Origin of the sequence: Phenylobacterium sp. (assembly GCF_035309685.1) — a bacterium.
Classification (GTDB): domain Bacteria; phylum Pseudomonadota; class Alphaproteobacteria; order Caulobacterales; family Caulobacteraceae; genus Phenylobacterium.
On record NZ_DATGEX010000004.1, the window covers coordinates 37,750 to 61,010 of the forward strand.

The 23,261-nt window shown below is 69.9% G+C and carries 20 protein-coding genes and 1 riboswitch; of the genes, 14 read left to right on the plus strand and 6 right to left on the minus strand.

Annotation, left to right across the window (positions count from 1 at the left end):
• Positions 1 to 204 precede the first annotated feature (204 nt).
• A riboswitch (cobalamin riboswitch) is annotated at positions 205 to 428 on the plus strand.
• Between the two features lie 204 nt (positions 429 to 632).
• Genes VKQ35_RS00960 through VKQ35_RS00975 form a run of 4 tightly spaced genes read left to right on the plus strand, consistent with a single transcriptional unit; the run spans position 633 to position 5,269 of the window.
• Positions 633 to 2,633: a TonB-dependent receptor plug domain-containing protein gene (locus tag VKQ35_RS00960; protein ID WP_324358084.1), complete on the plus strand. Its 2,001-nt coding sequence runs from the start codon at positions 633 to 635 to the stop codon at positions 2,631 to 2,633.
• Positions 2,634 to 2,640: 7 nt separating this feature from the next.
• The gene (locus tag VKQ35_RS00965) at positions 2,641 to 3,501 is read left to right on the plus strand and encodes an ABC transporter substrate-binding protein (protein ID WP_324358086.1); all 861 of its coding nucleotides are present in this window, start codon (positions 2,641 to 2,643) and stop codon (positions 3,499 to 3,501) included.
• Positions 3,498 to 4,499, plus strand: a complete 1,002-nt coding sequence (locus tag VKQ35_RS00970) for an iron ABC transporter permease (RefSeq protein WP_324358089.1) — start codon at positions 3,498 to 3,500, stop codon at positions 4,497 to 4,499. The genes VKQ35_RS00965 and VKQ35_RS00970 overlap by 4 nt, the downstream gene beginning before the upstream one ends.
• Complete coding sequence (locus VKQ35_RS00975; RefSeq protein WP_324358091.1) at positions 4,496 to 5,269, plus strand: ABC transporter ATP-binding protein; 774 nt, start codon at positions 4,496 to 4,498, stop codon at positions 5,267 to 5,269. Before VKQ35_RS00970 ends, VKQ35_RS00975 begins: the two co-directional genes overlap by 4 nt.
• Here the strand turns inward: VKQ35_RS00975 and VKQ35_RS00980 are convergent.
• From VKQ35_RS00980 to VKQ35_RS00990, 3 genes are all read right to left on the minus strand, one after another.
• Complete coding sequence (locus VKQ35_RS00980; protein ID WP_324358093.1) at positions 5,266 to 5,949, minus strand: superoxide dismutase; 684 nt, start codon at positions 5,947 to 5,949, stop codon at positions 5,266 to 5,268. The genes VKQ35_RS00975 and VKQ35_RS00980 overlap by 4 nt on opposite strands.
• A gap of 76 nt (positions 5,950 to 6,025) precedes the next feature.
• Positions 6,026 to 6,466, minus strand: a complete 441-nt coding sequence (locus VKQ35_RS00985) for a VOC family protein (RefSeq protein WP_324358095.1) — start codon at positions 6,464 to 6,466, stop codon at positions 6,026 to 6,028.
• A 257-nt stretch (positions 6,467 to 6,723) separates the two neighbouring features.
• Complete coding sequence (locus VKQ35_RS00990) at positions 6,724 to 7,452, minus strand: N-formylglutamate amidohydrolase (RefSeq protein ID WP_324358096.1); 729 nt, start codon at positions 7,450 to 7,452, stop codon at positions 6,724 to 6,726.
• A gap of 65 nt (positions 7,453 to 7,517) precedes the next feature.
• On the opposite strand from VKQ35_RS00990, the gene VKQ35_RS00995 reads away from it, so the two are divergent.
• The 3 genes from VKQ35_RS00995 to VKQ35_RS01005 all read left to right on the plus strand — a co-directional run bounded on the left by VKQ35_RS00995 (position 7,518) and on the right by VKQ35_RS01005 (position 11,487).
• Complete coding sequence (locus tag VKQ35_RS00995; RefSeq protein ID WP_324358097.1) at positions 7,518 to 8,450, plus strand: transglutaminase family protein; 933 nt, start codon at positions 7,518 to 7,520, stop codon at positions 8,448 to 8,450.
• Positions 8,451 to 8,471: 21 nt separating this feature from the next.
• Positions 8,472 to 9,329: a transglutaminase family protein gene (locus tag VKQ35_RS01000; protein WP_324358098.1), complete on the plus strand. Its 858-nt coding sequence runs from the start codon at positions 8,472 to 8,474 to the stop codon at positions 9,327 to 9,329.
• 124 nt (positions 9,330 to 9,453) lie between these two features.
• Complete coding sequence (locus VKQ35_RS01005) at positions 9,454 to 11,487, plus strand: redoxin domain-containing protein (protein ID WP_324358100.1); 2,034 nt, start codon at positions 9,454 to 9,456, stop codon at positions 11,485 to 11,487.
• Between the two features lie 258 nt (positions 11,488 to 11,745).
• Here the strand turns inward: VKQ35_RS01005 and VKQ35_RS01010 are convergent, their stop codons facing one another.
• Positions 11,746 to 13,029, minus strand: a complete 1,284-nt coding sequence (locus VKQ35_RS01010) for an MFS transporter (protein ID WP_324358102.1) — start codon at positions 13,027 to 13,029, stop codon at positions 11,746 to 11,748.
• A gap of 163 nt (positions 13,030 to 13,192) precedes the next feature.
• Between VKQ35_RS01010 and VKQ35_RS01015 the strand changes: the two genes are divergently transcribed.
• On the plus strand, positions 13,193 to 13,633 hold the full coding sequence (locus tag VKQ35_RS01015) for a RidA family protein (RefSeq protein ID WP_324358104.1): 441 nt from the start codon (positions 13,193 to 13,195) through the stop codon (positions 13,631 to 13,633).
• 1 nt (position 13,634) lies between these two features.
• On the opposite strand, the gene scpA is transcribed toward VKQ35_RS01015, so the two are convergent.
• Positions 13,635 to 15,791 carry a methylmalonyl-CoA mutase gene (gene scpA, locus VKQ35_RS01020; RefSeq protein ID WP_324358106.1) on the minus strand — a complete coding sequence of 719 codons (2,157 nt, stop codon included), beginning with the start codon at positions 15,789 to 15,791 and terminating at the stop codon, positions 13,635 to 13,637.
• Positions 15,788 to 17,212 (minus strand): methylmalonyl-CoA mutase family protein, encoded by a 1,425-nt coding sequence (locus VKQ35_RS01025; RefSeq protein ID WP_324358107.1) that lies wholly within the window; start codon positions 17,210 to 17,212, stop codon positions 15,788 to 15,790. Before VKQ35_RS01025 ends, scpA begins: the two co-directional genes overlap by 4 nt.
• Before the next feature lie 89 nt (positions 17,213 to 17,301).
• Here VKQ35_RS01025 and VKQ35_RS01030 point away from each other — a divergent pair, with 89 nt between their 5' ends.
• The 6 genes from VKQ35_RS01030 to VKQ35_RS01055 all read left to right on the plus strand — a co-directional run bounded on the left by VKQ35_RS01030 (position 17,302) and on the right by VKQ35_RS01055 (position 23,261).
• A complete protein-coding gene (locus VKQ35_RS01030) occupies positions 17,302 to 18,051 on the plus strand; it encodes an alpha/beta hydrolase (RefSeq protein ID WP_324358109.1) in 750 nt (249 codons plus the stop codon).
• A gap of 60 nt (positions 18,052 to 18,111) precedes the next feature.
• Positions 18,112 to 19,116, plus strand: coding sequence for a nitronate monooxygenase family protein (locus VKQ35_RS01035; RefSeq protein ID WP_324358111.1), 1,005 nt, complete (start codon positions 18,112 to 18,114; stop codon positions 19,114 to 19,116).
• 342 nt (positions 19,117 to 19,458) lie between these two features.
• Positions 19,459 to 20,445: a sulfate ABC transporter substrate-binding protein gene (locus VKQ35_RS01040; RefSeq protein WP_324358113.1), complete on the plus strand. Its 987-nt coding sequence runs from the start codon at positions 19,459 to 19,461 to the stop codon at positions 20,443 to 20,445.
• Positions 20,442 to 21,314 carry a sulfate ABC transporter permease subunit CysT gene (gene cysT, locus VKQ35_RS01045; protein ID WP_324358115.1) on the plus strand — a complete coding sequence of 291 codons (873 nt, stop codon included), beginning with the start codon at positions 20,442 to 20,444 and terminating at the stop codon, positions 21,312 to 21,314. The genes VKQ35_RS01040 and cysT overlap by 4 nt, the downstream gene beginning before the upstream one ends.
• Positions 21,311 to 22,168 (plus strand): sulfate ABC transporter permease subunit CysW, encoded by an 858-nt coding sequence (cysW, locus tag VKQ35_RS01050; RefSeq protein WP_324358117.1) that lies wholly within the window; start codon positions 21,311 to 21,313, stop codon positions 22,166 to 22,168. Before cysT ends, cysW begins: the two co-directional genes overlap by 4 nt.
• Positions 22,134 to 23,261, plus strand: a complete 1,128-nt coding sequence (locus tag VKQ35_RS01055; RefSeq protein WP_324358119.1) for a sulfate/molybdate ABC transporter ATP-binding protein — start codon at positions 22,134 to 22,136, stop codon at positions 23,259 to 23,261. Before cysW ends, VKQ35_RS01055 begins: the two co-directional genes overlap by 35 nt.

Here is a 23,261-nt window from a genome sequence, read left to right on the forward strand (position 1 = left end):
GAGGGCGGCTCTGTCGGTGGGATCGCGCCGGCGTTGGATCCGGATGGCGCGTTGCGGGGCCTTGATCCAATCCTGGCGCCAAGGGGCACGGCCTGCGCCGCCCTCTCCCAGCCTCTCCCACAGCGCTTCCGCGCTTGGGAGAGGAGCGTGTGGACAACGGCTTCAAACGAGATCAAACAAGCGCCGCCCACAGCGTAACCGTGGGTGAGTACCCTGCGCGCCGATGCCCTTCGGGGCTTAATCGGGAACGCGGTAGGGGGCGTGAAACCCCTCGATCCGCGGCTGTCCCTGCAACTGTGAGCGGTGAGCGCATACGCGACGGCGGGAGGTGAAAACCCCTCGCCAGCCACTGGGCGAAAGCCCGGGAAGGTCCGCGTATGACGCTATGACCCGCGAGCCAGGAAACCGGTCGGTGCGTGTCGCTCGAGCTTTCGGATCAGTGGAATCCGAGGCGCGGAACTCCGTCTGAGCGACGAGCAGAAGCGGTGGAGAGCCGTTTCGACCGGACCGGTGAGGCGCCTCAACGCGTCAGCGCCGCCGGGCCGTCGGCCCAAGGGGTTCGCCCAAACGTGGGTTCCGCCCCGAAGGAGGCTCTCCGCCTGTCGTTCAGACGCAGGCAAACGGAGGGCTTCATGCCCCGATACTTCTACAGCGCCAGCTTGCTGGCGATCCTCGCGGCCTGTCCGCTCAGCGCGCTGGCGCAGGCGGCCGCGGCGTCGTCCACGGTCGACCCCCTGGTGGTCACCGCCAACCGCGCCGGCGACGCCACGCCCGCCGACCTGGTGCCCGCCTCCGTCACGGTGATCGACGACCAGGCCATGACCGATCGCCAGGTGCGGGTGGTCTCCGACGTGCTGCGCGACGTGCCCGGCGTGGCGGTCAGCCGCACGGGCGGCGTCGGCGCCTTCACCCAGGTGCGGCTGCGCGGGTCCGAGGGCAATCAGACGCTCGTGCTGGTGGACGGGATCAAGGCGTCCGATCCGTTCTTCGACGAGTTCGACTTCGGCACGATCATCGCCGACGAAGCCAGCCGGATCGAGGTGTTGCGCGGCCAGCAGTCGGCGCTCTACGGCTCCGACGCCATCGGCGGCGTGATCAGCTATTCGACGCTGACGGGCGCGGAGGCGCCGGGCGTTCGCGTCCGCGCCGAGGGCGGCTCCATGGGGACCTACGGCGGCGGTGTGCGCTTCGCCGGCGTCAACGGCGACCTGGACTATGCGGTCAGCGGCAGCGGCCTGCACACCGACGGCTATCCGGTGGCGCCGGGCGGCCATCGCGACCTGGGTTCCGACAGCGCGGGCCTGGCGGCCAAACTGATCTGGTCGCCGCAGGCCAACCTGCACATCACCGCCGTGGGCCGCTTTTCCCACACCCGCGCGGACACCGACGACATGGGCGAGGATTCCAGCCAGCCGACCTTCGGCCTGACCCTGGACTCGCCGGGCGTCCACTACGTGAACGACGCGGTCTACGGCCTTGTGAAGGCTGAGCTTTCGTCCCTGGACGATCACCTCACCAACGCGGTCTCGGCGCAGCTGGCGGACACCCGGCGCTCGGGCTTCGACGTCGCCAACGCCTTTGCCCCCTTCGCCGGCCAGCCGATCAGCAAGCAGAGCGGCGACCATGGGATGCGCTTCATCGAGTCCTACGAGGGCGCCTATCGCTTCGGCGACGAACATCTGAAGCAGCGGGTGACGCTGGCCTTCGACGCCGAACAGAACACCAGCCAGACGACGGTCTCGTCGTTCGGAGGCTTCCTTGGCAGGGAGCGGCTCGACAACACCGGCCTGGTGGGCGCCTACGACGCCACCTACGACAACAGGGGCTCGTTCAGCGCCTCGGTGCGGCACGACTGGAACAACCGGTTTGCCGACGACACCACCTATCGCGTGCAGGCCGGCTGGCGCTGGGACGAGGGGACGCGGGTCCACGCCGCGGCGGGGTCGGGGATCAAGGATCCGAGCTTCTCGGAGCTGTTCGATGTCTTCGTCGGCCGCTTCATCGGCAACCCGAACCTCAAACCCGAGAAGTCCGAGGGCTGGGAAATCGGCCTCGACCAGACCTTCGCCGACGGCCGCGCGCACGCCGGCGTCACCTATTTCGACAGCCGCGCCACCGACCAGATCACCACCAGCTTCGCCACCGGCGTGGCCATGCCGGTGAACCTGGCCGGGACCGACTCCCAGAAGGGCGTCGAGCTGTTCGCCGACGCGGCGTTCGAGGGCGGCTGGCGGGTCGATCTCGCCTACACCTACCTGGACGCGCCGCAGACGCTGTCGGTGATCGAGGGCGGCCGGTTTGCGACCTTCGACGGCCAGGCCGTGCGGCGCGCAAAGGACATCGCCAGCGCCAACCTGACCTGGACGCCGCCGGGGACGCCGTTCAGCGGCACGCTCACCGTCCGCTACAACGGCAAGCAGTTCGACGAGGCCTTCACCGATCCGTCGTTCACCCCGGTGCTGGTCAACCTGAAGGCCTTCACCCTGGTGAACCTGGACGCGAGCTGGAAGCTGACCCGGACCACCGAGCTCTACGGGCGGGTCGAGAACCTGTTCGACCAGGGCTATCAGGAGGTGTTCAGCTTCGAGGGCGCCGGCCGGGCGGCCTACGCCGGCGTGCGGGTGAGGTTCTAGGGAAGCCATGGCAAGCGCGCTCCGCAGCCTCGTCCTGGTCGTCGCCGCGTTCGCGGTCGGCGGGCCCGTGGCGTCGGCGGCGGGGCGCGCGGTCCCGCAGCGGATGATGTCGACCAATGTCTGCACCGACCTGCTGCTGCTGGAGCTCGCGCCCAAGTCGCGCATCGCTTCGGTGACCTTCCTGGCGCCCGAGGCGGCGCGCGCGCTGTTCCCCGGCGCCGCCGACGGCATCCCGCTGAACCACAATTCGGCGGAGGACGTGGTCAATGTCCGGCCCGACCTGATCCTCGACTCGGGCCTGTCCACGCCGCTCGTGCGCACGCTCGCGCGGCAGGTTGGCGCGCGGGTCGTGGACGTGAAGGACGCCAACAATTTCCAGGACATCCGCGATGTTCTTCGCCAGGTCGGCGACGAGATCGGCGAACGCCCACGGGCCGAGGCGCTGATCGCGCGGATGGACGCGACGCTCGCCGGCCTTGCCGCCGATCCGCCGAAAAAGCGCCTGCGCGTGGTCGCCTGGAGCGGCGGCTCGGCGGTGCCCGGCAAGGGCAGCCTGACCGACGCGATCATCACCGCCGCCGGCGCGGAGAACATCGCGGCGCGGCCCGGCGCGTCGGAGTCGAGCTTCGGCGTGGAGGAGCTGTTGACGGCCGATCCGGACGCGCTGCTGTTCGGCGGCGCGACGCTCGGCCAGCCGTCCTTGCTCAACGACGAAGGCCAGCACCGCGTGGTGCGCGAGCTCTACGCCGGCCGGCGCATCGCCTACAGCGACATCGCCCACACCTGCGGCCTGCCGCAGTCGGCCGACAGCGCCGTGGCGCTGCGCCGCGCGCTCGCCGCCCTGCCGCCGAAACGGGCGATCCGATGAAGCCCGCCAGGGCCTTGCCGGGCTACGTCCTGCCGACCGTGGCGGGGCTGCTGCTCGTCGTCGCGGCGGTGGCGTCGCTGTTCCTAGGCCGGGTGAACCTCAGCCCCGCGGACCTGATCGCCGGCCTGGCCTCGCCGCACCCGAACCTCGCCGGCCTGGTGGTGACCGAGCTTCGCCTGCCGCGCGCGGTGCTGGCGATCCTGGTGGGCGGCGCGCTGGGGCTGGCGGGCGCGGCGATGCAGGGCCTGCTGCGCAATCCGCTGGCCGACCCCGGCCTGCTGGGCGTCTCCAACGGCGCGGCGCTGGGCGCGGTGATCTCGATCTACTTCGGCCTGGCGCATGTCTTCCCGCTGGCGACGCCGCTGCTGGGCCTCGCCGGCGCCATGGGCGCGGGCGCGCTGACCTTCGCCTTCGGGCGGGGGAGCACGCTGACCCTGATCCTGGCCGGCGCGGCGGTCTCCAGCCTGATGAGCGCCTTCCTGGCCATGGCGCTGAACTTCGCGCCCAGCCCCTACGCGGCCTACGAGATGAGCGTCTGGATGCTGGGGTCGCTGGCCGAGAAGAGCTGGGACCATATCCTGCTGGCCGGACCCTTCATCCTGATCGGCATGGCGGCGCTGGCGACGCTGGGCCGGTCCATCGACGCGCTGACGCTGGGCGAGGCGCAGGCCGAGAGCCTGGGGTTCCGCATCGACCGGCTGCGGGTGATCGCGCTCGTGGGCGTGGGCCTTGCGGTCGGCGCGGCGACCTCGGTGGTGGGGTCGGTGAGCTTCATCGGCCTGGCCGCGCCGCATCTGGTGCGCCCGTTCGTCGGCTATCAGCCGAGCCGCACACTGCTCCCCTCGACCCTGCTGGGCGCGGTGCTGCTGCTGGTCGCCGACATCGGCACGCGGGTCATCCATACCAACACCGAGCTCAGGCTCGGCGTGATCACCGCGCTCATCGGCGCGCCGTTCTTCTTCTGGCTGGTCGTGCGCCTGCGGAAGGTCGCCCCATGACCCTCCTCACCGCCAACGGCCTGACGGTGCGGCGCGGCGGACGCGCCATCGTCGACGGCGTGTCGTTCGAGATCGAGGGCGGGGCGTTCGTCGCGCTGGTCGGACCGAACGGGGCGGGGAAGTCGACGCTCTTGTCAGTGCTGGCGGGCCTGCTGGCGCCGGAGGCCGGCGAGGCGCGCCTGGACGGAACGCCGCTCGCCCGCCTCGACCGCCGCGAGCTGGCCAGGCGGCGCGCCTACCTGCCGCAGAACCCCCGCGCCGAGTGGCCGATCGCCACCGAGCGGCTGGTGGCGCTGGGGCTCACGCCGCATCTGCCGGCGTTCGGCGGCCTGCCGGGCGGCTGGGAGCCCAGGCTGACCGACGCGATCGAGGCCTGCGACCTCACCGCTCAGCGCTATCAGCCGGCGACCACCCTTTCCGGGGGTGAACTCGCCCGCGCCATGCTGGCCCGCGCCCTGATCGGGAGCCCGCAGGTGCTGATCGCCGATGAGCCGATCTCCGGCCTCGATCCCTGGCATGCGCTGGACACCGTCGCCCGGCTGCAGGGCCTGGCGGGCGCGGGAAAACTGGTGATCGCCGCCTTGCACGATCTGACGCTGGCCGCGCGGTATTCGACCCACCTGCTGGCCCTTCGGGAAGGCCGCGTCGCCGCTTTCGGCCCGACCGGCCAGGTGCTGGACGCCGCCCTGATCCGCGCGGTCTTCGACGTGGACGCGCGGATCGCAGGGCAGGGCGCCCAGACCCTCATCGACTATCGCGGACCCGCCTAGGCCCGCGGCTGCTCGCCGGGCGCGTCCTTCGACGCCTTGTCGCCCGCGCCGCCCGGCGCCGGGTACTTGAACCCGTCGCCCTTACCGTCGGCGGCGAACATCTGTTGCTCGCCGAACAAGTAGCTGGCGGCGCCGTCGAGCCAGGCCTCGAGGAACCCCTTCCGGTCGTTCTGGTAGTCCAGATAGTAGGCGTGCTCCCACAGGTCGCAGACCAGCAGCGGGAAGAGGCCGTCCTTGACGAGCGTGTCCTCCGCGTCGTGGGTGGAGATCACCTTCAGCCCCTCCGACCCCGTGACCAGCCACACCCAGCCGGAGCCGAAGTGGCCCACGCCCGCCTCGGTGAAGGCGTCCTTGAACGAGTCGACCGAGCCGAAGGCCTTTTCGATCGCCGCCTTCAGCTGGCCGGTGCAGGCCTTGCCGCCGGGCGCCATGCATTGCCAGAAGAAGGCGTGGTTCCAGGCCTGGGCGGCATTGTCGAACAGCGTCTTGTCGCCCTTGCGCGACGCTTCGCGGACCACCTCCTCCAGCGGCTTGCCGGCGAGCCCGGCCTTTTCGGCCAGCTCGTTGGTCTTCTCGACGTAGGCTCTGTGGTGCTTGTCGTGGTGGAACTGCAAGGTCTCGGCCGACATGGTCGGCTCAAGGGCGTCGTAGTCGTAGGGCAGGTCGGGGAGGGCGTACATGTGCGGGGCCTTTCTGGGTTGGCCCTTCAACACATGGCGGCGAGGGGCTGTTCCTCGACCGCCGGTCCGCCAGAGGTCAGCCGCGGATCATCGAGATCAGCTCCAGCTCGCGCCCTTCCGGATCGAGCACGAAGGCGACGCGCATGGCGCCGGTGTCCCAGGGCTCGCGGTGGGCCGTGGCGCCCTGGCTGACCGCGTGGGCATAGGCCGCGTCCACATCGCGCACGAACAGGCCGAGCGGCCCGTGCGCCGTGCCGACCGCCGTCTCGCGCCGATCTTGACCAAGGGGGGCCTTGTTCCAGTAGAGGATCAGGCTGAAGCCGGTCTCTTCGCCGGGGCGGCGCATGACCAGCTCGGTGATGTCCGGCAGGTCGATGGTCTGGGCGACCGTGAGGCCGAAGGCGCGCTCGTAGAAGCTGCGCATGGCCGCCAGGTCCTGCACCACGAACTTCACGAACCCGAAGCGGGCCGAGGGCGGTGCGGTCTTGGCGGCGGGCGCGGTTGCGGTCTCGCTCATGGGTCTTCCTCCTACTGTCTTTCCCGCATCCTGCGCGCGAAGCGGAAGAAAGATAGTCACGGAAAACACGGAAGCGCGCGGGAAGAGGATTCAACCACGGACGGACACAGACGCACACGGACCTGTCCTGCCGCTTGAAAGGCCGAAGGCCATCTTCCGATAGGCTCTGCTTAGGATCAGAAGGCGAGCTGCGCTCGCCAAGGGCAAGGCGCGTCCGTGTGCGTCTGTGTCCGTCCGTGGTTCCAAGTCTTGCTTTGCTAGACGTCCGCAAGCGCGGCGGGGAGCAGGCGGGCGACGATCTCGGCCATCTCCGCTTGGCCGGCAGGGTCGGCGACCAGGTCCTGGCGGACTTCCAGCTCCAGATAGTCGAGGCCCCGGCCGCCGGCGTGGTGCGGGATGGTGAAGTCGACCTCGTCCATCCTGTAGGGCTCGTTGTCGCCGACCACGGCCTCGCCGAACTCGGCGCGCAGGCGGGCCAGGACCGCCTTGGAGTAGGGGCTGTTGTCGGCGTGCAGGACGCCAAAGCGCCAGGGGCGGTCGAAGCCGGCCATGCGCGGCGTGAAGGAGTGCAGGGCGATGAGCGTGGTCGGCAGGCCGCGCGCGGCCCGCCGGTCGAGTTCGGCGGCGATGGCGGCGTGGTAGGGCGCTGCGACCTCGGCGACGCGGGCCGCGCGGTCGGCGGACGAGAGGCTCCGGTTGCCCGGGATCGCCGCCCCGTCGCTGATCTCGGGGATGGCGTCGCCGCGGGCCGGGTCGCGGTTGCAGTCGATGACCAGGCGCGAATACCGCTGGCGGATGAACGGCGCGTTCAAGACCTCGCTCAGGAGGGCGCCGTAGCCTGCGATCCCGATATCCCAGGCGATGTGCCGGTCGAGTTCGGCTTTCGGAAGTCCCAAGTCCGCGAGCGATTGTGGGATTTCCCGGCCGGCATGGTCGCCCAGAAGCAGGAAAGGCGACGCGGCGCCCGATTTCAGCGCAATGGCCACGCTGCGCTCATCTGGCGCAAGCAGCGGTCTGGAACTGTTAACGGAATCGACCCCACGGTTGAGCAATGGCCTTGGTCTCCATCCGCCACCTGACGGCTTACCGCTACCGCAACCCGGTGGCGCTCGGCGAGCATCGCATGATGCTGCGGCCGCTGGAGAGCTACGATCAGCGGCTGATCTCGGCCGAATTGTCGATCACGCCCGAACCCTCGGTGCTGCGCAACGTGCACGACGTGTTCGGCAACTGTGTGTCGATCGCCCGGTTCGCCGGCCGCGCGGACCGGCTGGCGGTCGAGAGCCGGATGACCCTGGACCACACGCCGCAGCCGGCCTTCGATCGGGACGACGACGGCTGGACGTCGGGGCTGCCGGTCGCCTACAGCCCGGAGGATCTGGCCGATCTCGCGCCGTCGATCGAGCGGCAGCACGCCGATCCGGCCGGCGAACTTGAGGCCTGGGCGCGGCGGTTCGTGCGCCGGGTGGGTCCGACCAGCCTTCGCACGCTCCTGACTGACATGACCCACGCGATCCACGGCGAGTTCGCCTACGGAACGCGGCTCACCGGCGCGCCCCAGGCGCCGCTTGAGACCTTGGGCCTGGGGACTGGCAGCTGCCGCGACTTCGCCGTCCTGATGATGGAGGCGGCGCGCAGCCTGGGCCTCGCGGCGCGGTTCGCGTCCGGCTACGTCTACTCGTCCTCGCAAAAGGGCGGGCGACCGAAGGACGGAAAGAGGGGCGGCGGGCACACCCACGCCTGGGCGCGCGTCTTCCTGCCGTCCAGCGGCTGGGTGGAGTTCGATCCGACCAACGGGATCGTCGGCAATTCCGACCTGGTGCGCGTAGCGATCGCACGCGATCCGCGTCAGGCGGTGCCCCTGCACGGAACCTGGGCAGGATTGCCCGGCGACTATCTGGGCATGGACGTGGAGGTGGAGGTTTCTGTGGAAGCCTGCGCAGGTGCGCAACCGGCTCCGTTGCGGAGAGTTGCGCAGGGGTAGTCAGCCAGAGCCAGGACACCCATGCGTATTCGATGCGGCTTCGAAATCACCTACGAATGTCCGCAGCCGACGCCGATGCTGGCGTTGCTCAACGTCCATTCCTCGCGGCACGGGGATCTTGAAACCCTCGACACTGTTCGGACCGATCCGCCGCTGGCCATCGGCCAGTACCACGACGGGTTCGCCAACCTCTGCTCGCGCCTGGTGCTGCCGGCGGGGCGCACGGTGCTGTCGGCGGATTTCGTGGTGCGCGACAGCGGCGAGCCCGACCAGGTCCACCCGGAGGCCTGGCAGCATCCGGTGGAAGACCTGCCCGACGACGTGATCGTCTTCCTGCTGGCCAGCCGCTACTGCGAGACCGAGCACCTGAGCGAACTGGCCTGGAAGCTGTTCGGCGACGTGTCCCCGGGCTGGGCGCGGGCTCAGGCGATCGTCACCTACGCCCACCAGCGGATCACCTTCGGCTACGAGCACGCGCGGGCGACCAAGACGGCCTTCGAGGCGCACGAGGAGCGGGTGGGCGTCTGCCGCGACTACGCGCACCTGGCGATCACCCTTTGCCGCTGCATGAACATCCCGGCGCGCTATTGCACCGGCTACCTGCCCGACATCGGCGTGCCGGTGGATGGCGAGATGGATTTCAGCGCCTGGTTCGAGGCCTATCTGGGCGGCCGCTGGCACATCTTCGACGCGCGCCACGACCGGCCGCGGATCGGCCGGGTGCTGATGGCCCGGGGCCGTGACGCCACCGACGCGGCGATCATCACCAGCTTCGGCCCCAACCTGATGACCGGCTTCAAGGTGATCGGCGAAGAAATCTCCGACTTTTCTCAGGGCGCCCCGCATCCGATCTCACAGGCGGCGGCGACTACCGGATGACACGTCGCCGCATGCAAGCGCGGCAATATTCGTGTAACGAAGGTGGGCGATATACGCCGTGAGGCGCGCCCGCCCATGCGGGCCATTTGTGATTCCCGGAACGGGATCAGGGGAGCGACTGACGATGACCAGTGCGAAATTCGGAGTTCTGGGCCTGCTGGCCGGCGCCGCCCTGGTGGTCGGCTGCACGAGCGACGCCACGACGCAAAGCGCCATGGCCCACGGCTCCGGCGTCGCGGCGACCGCGCCGGCGATGACCAAGGTCGACAACTTCATGCTGGTGGATTCCAACATGGAGGCCCACGAGCTCTATCGCGTGGCCGACGCCCCGGCCGTCGTGCTGGTGACCCAGCAGAACGGCGACGCGGTGGTCCAGAAGCTGGCCCCGCAGCTCAACAAGATCGCCGCCGACTATGGCCAGAAGCGCGTCGAATTCATGATGCTGAACTCGTCGGCCAAGGACTCCATGGAGGCCATCCAGGCCGAGGTGACCAAGGTCGGCTACAAGATTCCCGTCCTGATGGACGACAAGCAGATCATCGGCGAAAGCCTGGGCGTCACCCGCTCGGCCGAGGCCTTGGTGATCAATCCGAAGACCTGGACCGTGACCTATCGCGGCGCCGTCTCCGGCGTGCCGGGCGCGCTCGACGCCCTGCTGGCCGGCAAGACCGCGCCGGCCATGGGTCCCGCCAGCAGCGGCGCCCAGATCGCCTTCGGCGGCGCCATGAAGGTCTCCTACGCCAAGGACGTCGCCCCGATCCTCGAGGCCAAGTGCGTCGCCTGCCACGAGGAAGGCGGGATCGGCCCGATGGCCTTCAACAGCTACGCCATCGTCAAGGGCTTCTCGCCGATGATCCGCGAGGTGATCCGCACCGATCGGATGCCGCCCTATCACGCCGACCCGCGCGTCGGACACTTCTCCGACGACAAGCGCCTGACTCCACAGGAGATCAAGACGCTGGTCAGCTGGGTGGAACAGGGCGCGCCGCGCGGCGACGGCGCCGATCCGCTGGGCGCGGTGAAGCACGTGGCCGCCGAATGGCCGCTCGGCAAGCCGGACCTGATCATCGACGTGCCGGCCTTCAAGATCCCCGCCTCCGGCGTGGTCGACTACCAGCGTCCGGCCGTGCCGGGCACGCTGACCGAAGGCAAGTGGGTCCGCGCCTCCACCGTGAAGCCCGGCGCCCGCCAGGGCGTGCACCACCTGCTGAGCGGCTGGATGGAAGAGATGCCCAAGGATGGCCACGCGTCCGAGACCAAGTGGGCCGCGTCGCTGGGCGCGGGCTATGCGGTGGGCGCGGAGAGCTCCGTGGAGCCCAAGAACGCCGGCGTCTATCTGCCCCCGGGCGGCGCCTACGGCTTCCAGATGCACTACACGCCCTACGGCAAGGAAGTGGTCGATAAGAGCCAGGTCGCGCTCTACTTCTACGACAAGCCGCCGGAGCTGATCATGCACGGGGTGACGGTGATCAACACCAACATCGAAATCCCGGCGGGCGAGGCGCGGCACAAGGAAACCGCCTATGTGCAGTTCCCGAAGGACGCGCTGCTCTACTCGGCCTTCCCGCACGCCCACTACCGCGCCTACTCGTCGGACCTCTGGATCCAGTATCCGGACGGCAAGATGAAGCAGCTGCTGAGCCTGCCGCGCTACGACTTCAACTGGCAGCGCAGCTACACCTTCGCCGAGCCGATCAAGGTGCCGGCCGGTTCGAGGCTGGTGGCGCACTACGTCTATGACAACTCGGCGCGCAACCCGTCGAACCCGGACCCGAAGATCAACGTCTCGTGGGGCGAGCAATCGTTCCAGGAGATGTTCTTCACCTCGCTGAGCTACCGCTGGGCCGACGAAACCGCGTCGCACCGGGTCAACTATGAAGAGGACATGGGCAAGACCCGCATCCTCGGCATGCTGGACTCGAACCTGGACGGCAAGCTGGAGAAGGCGGAGCTGAAAGGCCGGATGGGCGCCCAGCTCGCCAAGTACTTCGACATGCTCGACAAGAACCACGACGGCTATCTCGACGCGAGCGAACTGGCCGCGGCCCAGGGCATGATGGGCGGCCGCCGCTCGGCCGCCGACGCGCCGCCGGCCAAGCCGAAGTCGGAAGCCGCCGAACAGGCCGCCGCCTTCAACGCCAGCCCGACCAACCGCTAGGCGTCAGGCCTCTCAAGACTGGAAAACGCCGGGGTTCGCGCCCCGGCGTTTTTTTACCTCCCCCGCGCAGCGGCGGGAGGGGGACCATCCGCCGAAGAGCGGATGGTGGAGGGGGCGAACCTCAAGCGCGGCGGACAGATTGGCGGCAGGAACGCCGCGGATGGGGCTCGCCCCCTCCACCCCTCGCTCTTCCCCCGCCCTTCGCCGGGGTCGGCGAGCGGTCCCCCTCCCGCCGCTGCGCGGGGGAGGTAGGTTAGCCTAGGCCCGCCGCCGCGCGCGGCGCAGACCCATGACGATGACCGCGGCGCTGAGGAAGGCCACGGGCAGCAGGGTGAGCCCCAGGTGGAAACCGCCGGTCCTGTCCTTGGCCACGCCCCAGAGCCAGGGGAACAGGAACGAGCCCACCTGTCCCAGGCTGTTGATCGCCGCCACCGTCACCGCCATGGCGCGGGGGTGCACGACCTCGGAGGGCGTCAGCCACATCGAGCCGCCGACCGCGAAATAACAGGCCATCATGGCCAGGAAGACGGCCATCACCACGGCCGGCGCAGGGCCGGCGGCGAGGATCGCGAAGCAGACCGCGACCAGCCCCAGCGGGATCGCCAGGTGCAGATAGCGCTCCCGCATCCGGTCCGAGCTCCAGCCGATGAAGGCCATGCCGATCGCCCCGGTGATTCCGCCGGCCGCCACCAGGTAGCCCACATGGGCGGCGTCGAGCCCGGTCGCCTCCTTGAGGATGGTGGGGGCCGAGAGGGTGAAGGCGTAGTAAGGGCCCAGGTAGAGGAAGTTCACCGCCACCAGGGCGATCACCGCGGGGCGCAACAGGGCGCGGAACTGGCTGTGGTCGGGCGCGCCGACCGCGGCGTTGTCGGCGGCGATGCGGGTCTCCAGCCAGGCGCGCTGCTCAGGCCTGAGCCAGGCGGCGTTTGCGGGCCGATCAGGCAGGAATTTCAGGAAGACGAAGGCCAGGATCACCGCCGGCGCCCCTTCGGCGATCAGCAGCCACTGCCAGCCGTGCAGCCCAAGCCGGCCGTTCAGCCCCAAGAGGCTGCCGGCCACCGCGCCCATCACCACCGAGGCCAGGGGCGCCGCGATGTAGAACCGCGAGATCGCCCGGCCCTGGTAGGCCCTCGGGAACCAGAGGCTGAGGTAGTAGATCACCCCCGGAAAGAAGCCCGCCTCGGCGGCGCCCAGCAGGAAGCGGACCAGGTAGAACTGCCAGTCGGTGCGGACCAGCGCCATGCTCATGGCCACCAGCCCCCAGGTGATCATGATCCGCGCCAGCCAGCGCCGCGCGCCGACGCGCGCCAGCGCCAGGTTCGAGGGGATTTCCAGGATCGCGTAGCTGATGAAGAACAGGCCGCCGCCGAAGCCGTAGACCGAGGCCGTGAACCCCAGCTGCGCGTTCATGGTCGGCGCGGCGAAGCTGATGTTCACCCGGTCCATGTAGGAAGCGAGATAGCCCAGCATGATCAGCGGCAGCAGCCGCCAGGCGACGGTGCGTAGGGTGGAGCGTTCGAGCTCAGTGTCCAAAGCCGTCATTGCTGTCCCCGCCTGTCTTGCGGGAGAAGGGCACAGCGGCGGCGCGCGGTCGAGCCCGCGCAGCGGCTTGCGTCGAGGTTGGCGGTCCTTACCCGCAGACCGCGCTGGCTGGAGCCCTTTTGAGGGGGCTGGTACGACCACCATATCAACCGTGGGGGATCCGATGATTCGAAGCTTGTCGTTCGCCGCCGTTCTGGCGCTCCTGCCGCTGGCGGCCCACGCCGCCGAGACCAACCAGCACTTCCCAGCCACACCCGGAGGCGCCGGTGGGCCGACCCCGCCCTACAGCGGCGCCGTGCTGGCCGGCAAAACCCTCTATCTCGCCGGCACGACCGACCGCGGCCCGGTGGCCGGGGACACGGGCGCGGCGGCGGCCAAGCGCGTGCTCGACAACGTCAAGCGGGAGGTGGAGTCGGGCGGCCTGACCATGGACGATCTCGTCTGGGTGCAGATCTTCTCGTCGGACCTCGCCGACTATGCGGCGTTCAACGAGGTCTACCGGACCTACTTCAAGGGCCCGATGCCGGCGCGCGCCTACCTGGGCGTCGACCACCTGCTGGGCGGCGCCAAGTTCGAGGTGATGGGCATCGCGGTGAAACGCTAGCCTATTCCGCCGCCTGCTCCTGGGCGTAGCCGAGCAGCTTGTTCAGCCGCTCGATGACGCTGATCGCCGCGTCGGGCACCGTCGTGCCGGGCGTGAAGATCGCCGCCACGCCCATGTCGCGCAGCGCCGCGAAATCCTCTGGCGGGATGACGCCGCCGACCACGACCATGATGTCGGCGCGGCCGAGCTTCTTGAGTTCCGCCTTCAGCTCCGGCACCAGGGTCAGGTGGCCGGCGGCGAGGCTCGACGCGCCCACCGCATGCACCCCGTCGGCGACGGCCTGGGCGGCGGTCTCGGCCGGGGTCTGGAAGAGGTCGCCGATCTCGACGTCGAAGCCGAGGTCGGCGAAGCCCGAGGCGATCACCTTCTGGCCGCGGTCGTGGCCGTCCTGGCCCATCTTGGCGACCAGGATGCGGGGTTTCCGGCCGTCGGCCTGGGCGAAGGCCTGGGCCATCGCCTGAGCCTGCCGCGCCCGGTCGGTGACGCCGCTCTCGCGCAGGTAGACGTCCTTCACCGCATCGGCGTGGGCCTTGTGGCGGTTGAACACCTTCTCCAGCGCGTCGGAGATTTCGCCGAGCGTGGCGCGGGCGCGGGCGGCGTCGACGGAAAGCTCCAAGAGGTTGCCGCCGCCGGCCGCGCCGTTGGTGAGCGCGGTAAGCGCGCTTTCCACCGCCGCCGGGTCGCGCTCGGCTTTCAGGCGCGCGAGCTTGGCGAGCTGCTGCTCGCGCACCGCGGTGTTGTCGACCTTCAGCATCGGGATCTCGTCGGCGCGGTCGGGCCGGTAGCGGTTGACGCCGACCACGCTCTGGATCCCGGCGTCGATGCGCGCCTGGGTCCGCGCCGAAGCCTCCTCGATGCGCCGCTTGGGGAGGCCGTTCTCGATCGCCTTGGCCATGCCGCCCAGCGCCTCGACCTCGGCGATGTGCTGCAGGGCGCGCTCGGCCAGGTCGGCGGTCAGCCGCTCGACGTAGAAGCTGCCGCCCCAGGGATCGATCACCCGGGTCTGTCCACTTTCCGCCTGTAGGAAAAGCTGGGTGTTCCGCGCGATGCGCGCGGAGAAATCCGTCGGCAAAGCAAGGGCTTCGTCCAGAGAGTTCGTGTGCAGGCTCTGGGTCTGGCCGCCCGTGGCGGCCATGGCTTCCACGGTGGTGCGGGCGACGTTGTTGAACACGTCGTGCGCCGCCAGGCTCCAGCCGGAGGTCTGGGTGTGGGCGCGCAGCGAGAGGCTCCGCAGGTCCTTGGGGTCGAACTCCTGCTTCATCAGCTTGGCCCACAGCAGGCGCGCCGCCCGCTGCTTGGCGATCTCCATGAAGGTGTTCATGCCGGCGTTCCAGAAGAACGACAGGCGCGGCGCGAACTGGTCGATGGTCATCCCCGCCGCGACGCCGGCGCGGGCGTATTCGACCCCGTCGGCCAGGGTGTAGGCGAGCTCCAGGTCGAGCGTCGCCCCGGCTTCCTGCATGTGATAGCCGCTGATCGAGATCGAGTTGAAGCGCGGCATCTCCTTCGACGTGTAGCCGAAGATGTCCGAGACGATCCGCATCGAGGGCGTCGGCGGGTAGATGTAGGTGTTGCGGGTCAGGAACTCCTTGAGGATGTCGTTCTGGATGGTGCCGGAGAGCGCCTTGTGCGCCACGCCCTGCTCCTCGCCGGCGACGATGTAGAGCGCCAGGATCGGCAGGACCGCGCCGTTCATGGTCATCGAGACGCTCATCTTGTCGAGCGGGATGCCGTCGAACAGCGTCTGCATGTCGAGGATGGAATCGATCGCCACGCCCGCCATCCCGACATCGCCCTTCACGCGGGGATGGTCGCTGTCGTAGCCGCGGTGGGTGGCCAGGTCGAAGGCGATGGAGAGGCCCATCTGACCGGCCGCCAGGTTGCGGCGATAGAAGGCGTTGGAGTCCTCGGCCGTGGAGAAGCCCGCGTACTGGCGGATGGTCCACGGGTTGGTCAGGTACATGGTCGGGTAGGGCCCGCGCAGGAAGGGCGCGAGGCCGGGGTAACCGCCCAACGTATCGAGGCCGGCGGTGTCGGCGGGGCCGTAGGCGGCGCGGACGGCGATGCCCTCGGGCGTCTGCCAGGGCTCGCCGGTCGGCAGGGCCGTGTTGGCGGGCGGCCCGAAAGGCAGGGTGGCGAAGTCGGGGAACTGGCTCATTCGAACGCCTCCGAAATCCGCATGGACTTGAGCGGCGGGCAGGCGCTGTCAGGGCCGGGCAGGCGCGTGGATGGCGCGTTGACCGCCTTGGCGGCGGCGATCTCGACCTCGACGGGCGTCGCCTTGGCCGGCGGGAAGGCGGTGACGCCGACGATCTTCGGGTCGGCGGGCCGGGCGGCGAGGGCGGCTGCGAGGCCTTTGGCGATGTGGCCGGAGGATAGGGCCGGGATGAGGCCGCCCGACACCTCGATGGCCTGGACCTGCGCCCAGGCGGCGCGGGCCATCTGGTCGGTTAGAGCCTCGACATAGCCGGAGCCGGCGGCGGGGTCGGTGACGCGGCCGATGTGGGCCTCTTCCATCAGCACCAGCTGGGCGTTGCGGCTCTGGCGGCGCGCGAACTCGGTCGGCAGGCCGAGCGCGTCGGTGAAATTCCCCAGGATCACGGTGTCGGCGCCCCCGACCGCGGCGCCGAAGCCGGCGGCGGTCAGCCGGATCATGTTGGTCCAGGCGTCCTTGGCGGTCAGCATGCGCCGGGACGAGCGGGCCTCTATGCGGGCGGTCGGATCGGCTTCGCAGGCGGCCGCGATGCGGGCCCAGACGGCGCGGGCGGCGCGCAGCTTGGCGATGGTCGTGAAGTAGTCGGCGTCGGCGGAGAGGCCGAGCGTGATGCGCCCGAAGGCGTCAGCCATCGGCAGGCCGGCGCGGACCAGGGCCTTGGCGTAGGCGATGGCGCTGGCGGCCGCGAAGGCGATCTCGCCGGCTTCCCCGCCGCCGGCCTCGTGGACCACGCGGCCCGACGCCAGGAAGAGCTGCGCCTGCGGATAGGTTTCGGCCAGCCGTGCGGCGACATTGGCCGCGGAGATCAGGTGCGCCTCGATCGGGCCGGGGCTGGCGCCGGCCTCGGCGTAGGCGCTCAAGGGGTCGAGGTGGAAACGGACGAGGGCGGTGGGCGAGGCCTTGGCGGCGGCGCCAAGCCAGTCAGCGGCGGCGGGGCCCAGGAAGCCGGCGTCCAGCGCCACCGGCGCGAATTCCAGGATCACGCCCTCCAGCACGCGGGCGAGGTCGCCGGCCGAGCCCACGGCCACGCCCGCCTTGGCGGTGGGATCGATGCGGATCACCGCCGACGCCGCCCCGCCGCGCAGGTCGGCGAGGATCTCGGCGTTGGCGCGCGCGGCGTCGGGATGGGCGGTGAGCGCCGCCACCTCCCAGGCGCGGTCGGCGGGGACCGCGCGGGCCGGCGCCTGCGATTGCGCCGCGGGCGCGTAGAGCGGTTCGATGGTCAGGCCCTCGACGGTGGCCTTTTCCAGGGAGCTGAACGGCGCCTCGCCCAGGGTCTTGTCGACCAGGGCGCGCCAGTCGGCCTCGGTGGCGGGCGCGAAATCGCGCGTGAGACTCGGCGTTAGGGCAGGGGCGTCGGCCATGGCGGGAAATGGTCCCGCAAGCCTGCCCGCGTCAAGTTCGCGCGGCGAGAGGCTTGCGCCGCGGCGCCGGCGCATGGAGCCTGGGCGCGATGCAGAGCACAGTGATCCGGACGCGCCTCGGCCCCATTCCCCTCTGGAGCCCGCCGGGCGCGCTGACGTCGGCCAAGCCGCTTGTGCTGGTGATCACCGGGGCCTGGGCCGAGGCCGATGACATGATGAAGACGCCGGCCGTCGTGGGGCCTTCCTGGGATGCGGCGGTGATGCGCCTGCCGGGCAACGGGACGCCGGCGCTCGCCGAGACCTCCATCGCGGCCTGGGCGCGGGCGGTGAGCGAGCTTGTCGAGACGGCTTTCGCGGGGCGCCCGGTGGTGCTGGTCGGCCTGTCGGTGGGCGCGCTGGTCGCGCTGGGCGTCCGCAGCGCCCAGGTGCGGCGGGTGCTGGCCCTGGAGCCGCCCCTGGTGATGAGCAAGCTCTGGCCCATGGCCGAGCGGCTGGCGGCCCGGTGGCGCGACGATCCCGCCCAGCGCCCGGTGATCGAGGCGGTGTTCGGAGTTAAGCGGCACGGCCATGTGGAGCGCGCCTGGTTCGGACTTTTCGACGGCGCGCCGCCGGTGGATGTCATCGTCGGCGATACGCCGCTCTATCCGCAGCGGGCGCTGGCGCAGTTCCCGAGTTTCGTCGACGCGCCCGAGCGCGAGTGGCTCGCGGCCCGGCCCGGTGTCACCCTGCACGTGGCCCCTGGCGCGGGCCACAACATCCACGTCTTCGCAGCCGAGACCCTGCGCGCGGTGCTGTTAGAGACCCTGGGCAAGGCTTTAGCCGAGCCCCCGTTGGCGTAGGCGAAAACCTCTGCTACGATTGATATACGTTGTAAATATAACAGCCGTTTGAGAGAGCATATGGCCCTGCCTCCCGTCCTGCGTGACCGTCTCCGTTTGCCGGTGATCGGCAGTCCGCTGTTCATTATCTCCAACCCGGACCTGGTGATCGCCCAGTGCAAGGCGGGCATCGTCGGCGCGTTCCCGGCGCTGAACGCGCGGCCGGTCTCGCTGCTGGACGAGTGGCTTTGCCGGATCACCGAGGAACTGGCCGCCTGGGACCGCGACCATCCGGAGACGCCGTCCGCGCCCTTCGCGGTCAACCACATCGTGCACAAGTCCAACGACCGGCTGGAGCAGGACGTGGAGCTGTCCACCAAGTGGAAGGCGCCGATCGTCATCACCTCGCTGGGCGCCCAGACGCCGGTGAACGACGCGGTGCACAGCTACGGCGGCGTGGTGCTGCACGACGTGATCAACGACCGCTTCGCGCGCAAGGCCATCGAGAAGGGGGCCGACGGCCTGATCCCGGTCGCCGCCGGCGCGGGCGGCCACGCCGGCCATCTGTCGCCCTTCGCCCTGATCCAGGGGCTGCGCGAATGGTTCGACGGGCCGATCGCGCTCAGCGGCGCCATCGCCCACGGGCGCTCGATCCTGGGCGCCCAGGCGATGGGCGCGGACCTGGCCTATGTGGGCTCGGCCTTCATCGCCACGAAGGAGGCCAACGCCAACCCAGCCTACCAGCAGATGATCGTCGAGAGCACCGGCGAGGACATCACCTACACCAACCTGTTCACCGGCGTGCACGGCAACTACCTCACGCCGTCGATCGTCGCGGCGGGCCTGGACCCGGCGAACTTGCCGGTCTCCGACGCCTCGGCGATGAACTTCGGCTCCGGCGGCAACCAGAAGGCCAAGGCCTGGCGCGACATCTGGGGCTGCGGCCAGGGCATCGGGTCGGTGAAGGAGATTCCCGCCGCCGCCGACTTGGTGGCGCGCCTGTCGGCGGAATACGAGGAGGCCAAGGCCGCCTTGGCGGAAAAGACCTCGTTCACCGCCGGCCGGGTGCTGATGGCGGCCGAGTAATCCTCGTCTCCTTCCTGACCCAAGAGTTCGGGAGAAGAACCGGATGGCTCCTGCAGAATTTCTGCGGACCCCCGCAGCATAAACCCACTCGTTAAGTAGGAATAAGCGGCCTAGCTTGGCCCTTGCTCAGAGCGAGGGACCGGGCATGCGCGCGCCTGCGCCACGGGATTGTGAAGTGCGCAAACCGCAGATTGCGCGGTTCGCTGTGAAACGCGGCTTCACTTCGCGGGTTGTCTGGCGAGGTGGAACCCGGCTGTCAGCGTTCCGGCAAGCGTCCCTGAGCCCCCATTTCCTTGAGGACTTGAGACCATGACGAAGCTGCACCCTTCCCGGAGAGCCGTGATGGCCGGCGTCGCAGTGGCGGCGCCCTTGCTGGCCGGCCGGGCGTTCGCCGCCCCGGCCCCGCTCACCCTGCTGAACGTCAGCTACGACCCGACCCGCGAGCTCTACAAGGACATCAACGCCGCCTTCGCCGCCTATTGGAAGGGCAAGACCGGCCAGGTCCTGGACATCAAGCAGAGCCACGGCGGGTCGGGGAAGCAGGCCCGCGCGGTGATCGATGGGCTGCAGGCCGACGTGGTCACGCTGGCGCTGGCCGGCGACATCGACGAGATCGCCGAGCGCGCCCACCTGCTGCCGGCCAACTGGCAGAGCCGTCTGCCGAACAATTCGACACCCTACACCTCGACCATCGTCATCCTGGTGCGGAAGGGAAATCCCAAGGCCGTGCGCGATTGGTCCGACCTGGTGAAGCCGGGCGTCGGCGTGATCACCCCCAATCCGAAGACCAGCGGCGGCGCGCGCTGGGCTTATCTGGCGGCCTATGCCTATGGCTCCAAGCAGGGCGGCGCGGCCGGCGGCAAGGACTACATCGCCAGGCTGTTCAAGAACGTGCCGGTGCTGGGCGCGGGCGCGCGCGACGCCACCACCACCTTCGCCCAGCGCAACATCGGCGACGTGCTGCTCAGCTGGGAGAACGAGGCCTTCCTGACCATCGACGAGTTCGGGCCGAATTTCGAGATCGTCTATCCATCGAGCTCGATCCTGGCCGAGCCGCCGGTGGCGTTGCTCGACAAGAACGTCGACCGCCACAAGACGCGCGCGGTCGCCACCGGCTACCTGAACTTCCTCTACAGCCCGGCCGCGCAGGAGATCATCGGCAAGCACCACTACCGGCCGCGCAATCCGGCGGCGGCGGCGAAATACGCCGCGGGCCTCAAGGCCATCCCGATGGTGACCATCGACCAGGCGTTCGGCGGCTGGAAGAAGGCGCAGGCTGCGCACTTCGCCGAGGGCGCCCTGTTCGACCAGATCTACAAGCCGGCATGACCGCGCCGGCGATCCTCGCTTCGCCGTTGAAGGCGCGCCGCACGCCCTGGGTGCAGCATTCCATCCTGCCGGGCTTCGGCCTGTCGCTGGGGATCACGCTCACCTACCTGGGCGCGATCGTCGTCCTGCCGCTGATCGCGCTCGCCGCGCGGCCTTGGGAGCTCGGGATCGACGGGGTCTGGCATGCCTTGGCCGCGCCGCGGGTGTTGGCCGCGTTGAAGCTCAGTTTCGGGCTATCGGCGCTGGCCGCGCTGCTGAACGCGCCGTTGGGCGTGCTGCTGGCCTGGACGCTGACCCGCTACCAGTTCCCCGGCCGGCGCATCCTCGACGCGCTCGTCGACCTGCCGTTCGCGCTGCCGACCGCGGTGGCAGGCATCGCGTTGACGGCCATCTATGCGCCGAACGGGCCGCTGGGGTCGCTGGCGGCGAAAGTGGGGATCAAGACCGCCTATTCGCCGCTCGGCATCTTCATCGCGCTGGTGTTCATCGGCCTGCCCTTCGTCGTGCGCTCCCTGCAGCCGGTGCTGCAGGAGCTGGATCACGAGGTCGAGGAGGCGGCGACCACGCTCGGCGCCAACAGCCTGCAGCGGGCGGTGCGCGTCATCCTGCCGGCGCTGGGCCCCTCGCTGATCAGCGGCGTGAGCCTCGCCTTCGCCCGCGCGGTTGGGGAGTACGGCTCGGTGGTGTTCATCGCCGGCAACCTGCCCGGCAAGACCGAGATCGCCCCGCTGCTGATCGTCATCAAGCTCGAGCAGTACGACTACGCCGGCGCCGCGGCCGTGGGCCTGGCCATGGTGGCGATCTCCTTCGGCTCGCTGGTGGCGATCAACGGGCTGCAGTTGCTGCTGGCGCGGCGGGGCCGGGCATGACCGCCGTCGCCGCCCGTCCGATCTCCAGCGTGCGCCTGCCGGGGTTGGCGATCCTGCTGGTGCTGGCCTCGGCCATCGTCATGGCGGGCCTGGTGCTGCTGCCGCTGTTCGTGGTGTTCCACGACGCCTTCGCCAAGGGTGTCGGAAAATACCTCGACGCCATTCGCGATCCCGACGCCGTCTCGGCCATCAAGCTGACCCTGCTGGTGGCCTCCATCGCCGTGCCGCTGAACGCCGTCTTCGGCGTCGCGGCGGCCTGGTGCATCGCCAAGTTCGAATTCCGCGGCAAGAGCGCGCTGCTGACCCTGATCGACCTGCCGTTCTCCATGTCGCCGGTGGTCTCGGGCCTCGTCTGGGTGCTGCTGTTCGGAGCCCAGGGCTGGTTCGGGACCTGGCTCATCGACCACGATGTGAAGATCATCTTCGCCACCACCGGCCTGGTCCTGGCGACCATCCTGGTGACCTTCCCGTTCGTGGCCCGCGAGCTGATCCCGCTGATGCAGGACCAGGGCGCCGACGAGGAGTCGGCGGCGCTCACGCTCGGCGCCGGCGGCTTCACCACCTTCGTGCGGATCACGCTTCCGAACATCCGCTGGGCGCTGCTCTACGGCGTCCTTTTGTGCAACGCGCGCGCCATGGGCGAATTCGGCGCCGTCTCCGTCGTCTCCGGCCACATCCGCGGCCTGACAACTACGCTCCCGCTTCATGTCGAGGTGCTTTACAATGACTATGACTTCGTCGGCGCCTTCGCGGCGGCCAGTCTCCTGGCCTCCCTCGGGCTCATCACCCTGGTCCTCAAGACCGGACTCGAATGGCGACATGCCGGAGAACTCGCAGCCAACCGCCGACACTGACCGCTTTTCCGCGAGGGGGGCCGCCGCGAACGGCGCCTCGCCGCTGTCGCTGGAGATCAGCGGCGTTTCCAAGTCGTTCGGACGGTTTCCGGCGCTGAACGACGTCTCGCTGCAGGCGCGCGACAAGGAATTCCTGGCGCTGCTAGGTCCCTCCGGCTCGGGCAAGACCACGCTGCTGCGCGTGCTGGCGGGCCTGGAGCGGCCCGACGCCGGCGAGGTGCGCTTCGACGGCGAGGATTTCCTGTCGATCCCGGTGCGGCGGCGCAAGGTCGGGATGGTGTTCCAGCACTATGCCCTCTTCCGCCACATGACCGTGGCGCAGAACATCGCCTTTGGCCTGACCGTGCGGCCGAGGCGCGAGCGGCCCTCGAAGTCCGACGTGGCCGACCGGGTGGCGGACCTGTTGAAGCTGGTCCAGCTCGAAGACCTGGGCGGTCGCTTCCCGGCGCAGCTGTCCGGCGGCCAGCGGCAGCGGGTGGCGCTCGCCCGCGCGCTGGCGATCGAGCCCCGCATGCTCCTGCTCGACGAGCCGTTCGGCGCGCTCGACGCCCAGGTCCGGCGCGAGCTGCGCCGCTGGCTGCGCGACCTGCACGACCGGGCCGGCGTGACCACGGTGTTCGTGACCCACGACCAGGAAGAGGCGCTCGACCTCGCCGACCGGGTGGCGATCCTGAAGGACGGGACCTTACGCCAGCTCGGCACGCCCAACGAGGTCTACGAGAACCCCGCCGATCCCTTCGTCTACGACTTCCTGGGCGCGGCCTGCCGCCTGCCGGGCGTGGTCGAGGACGGGCGGCTGACCGTCGCCGACTGGGAGACCAAGGCGCCGGCGACCGCGCCGCAGGGCCGGGTCGATGTGTTCTTCCGCCCCAACGAGGTGATGTTCGCGCCCCTCGACGGCGCGGGCCTGGCCGGCGAGGTGACGGCGGTGGCCGCCCGCGGCCCGGATGTGCGGATCGAGTGCCTGATCGAAGGGCGAACCTTCGAACTGGAAGCGCGCGGACCCGGCATCCCGAGCGGCGTGGCGCCGGGTCTGTCGCTGCGCATCAAGCCGCTGCGGCCGAAGATCTATCCGGCGCGGGCGGACGGCTAA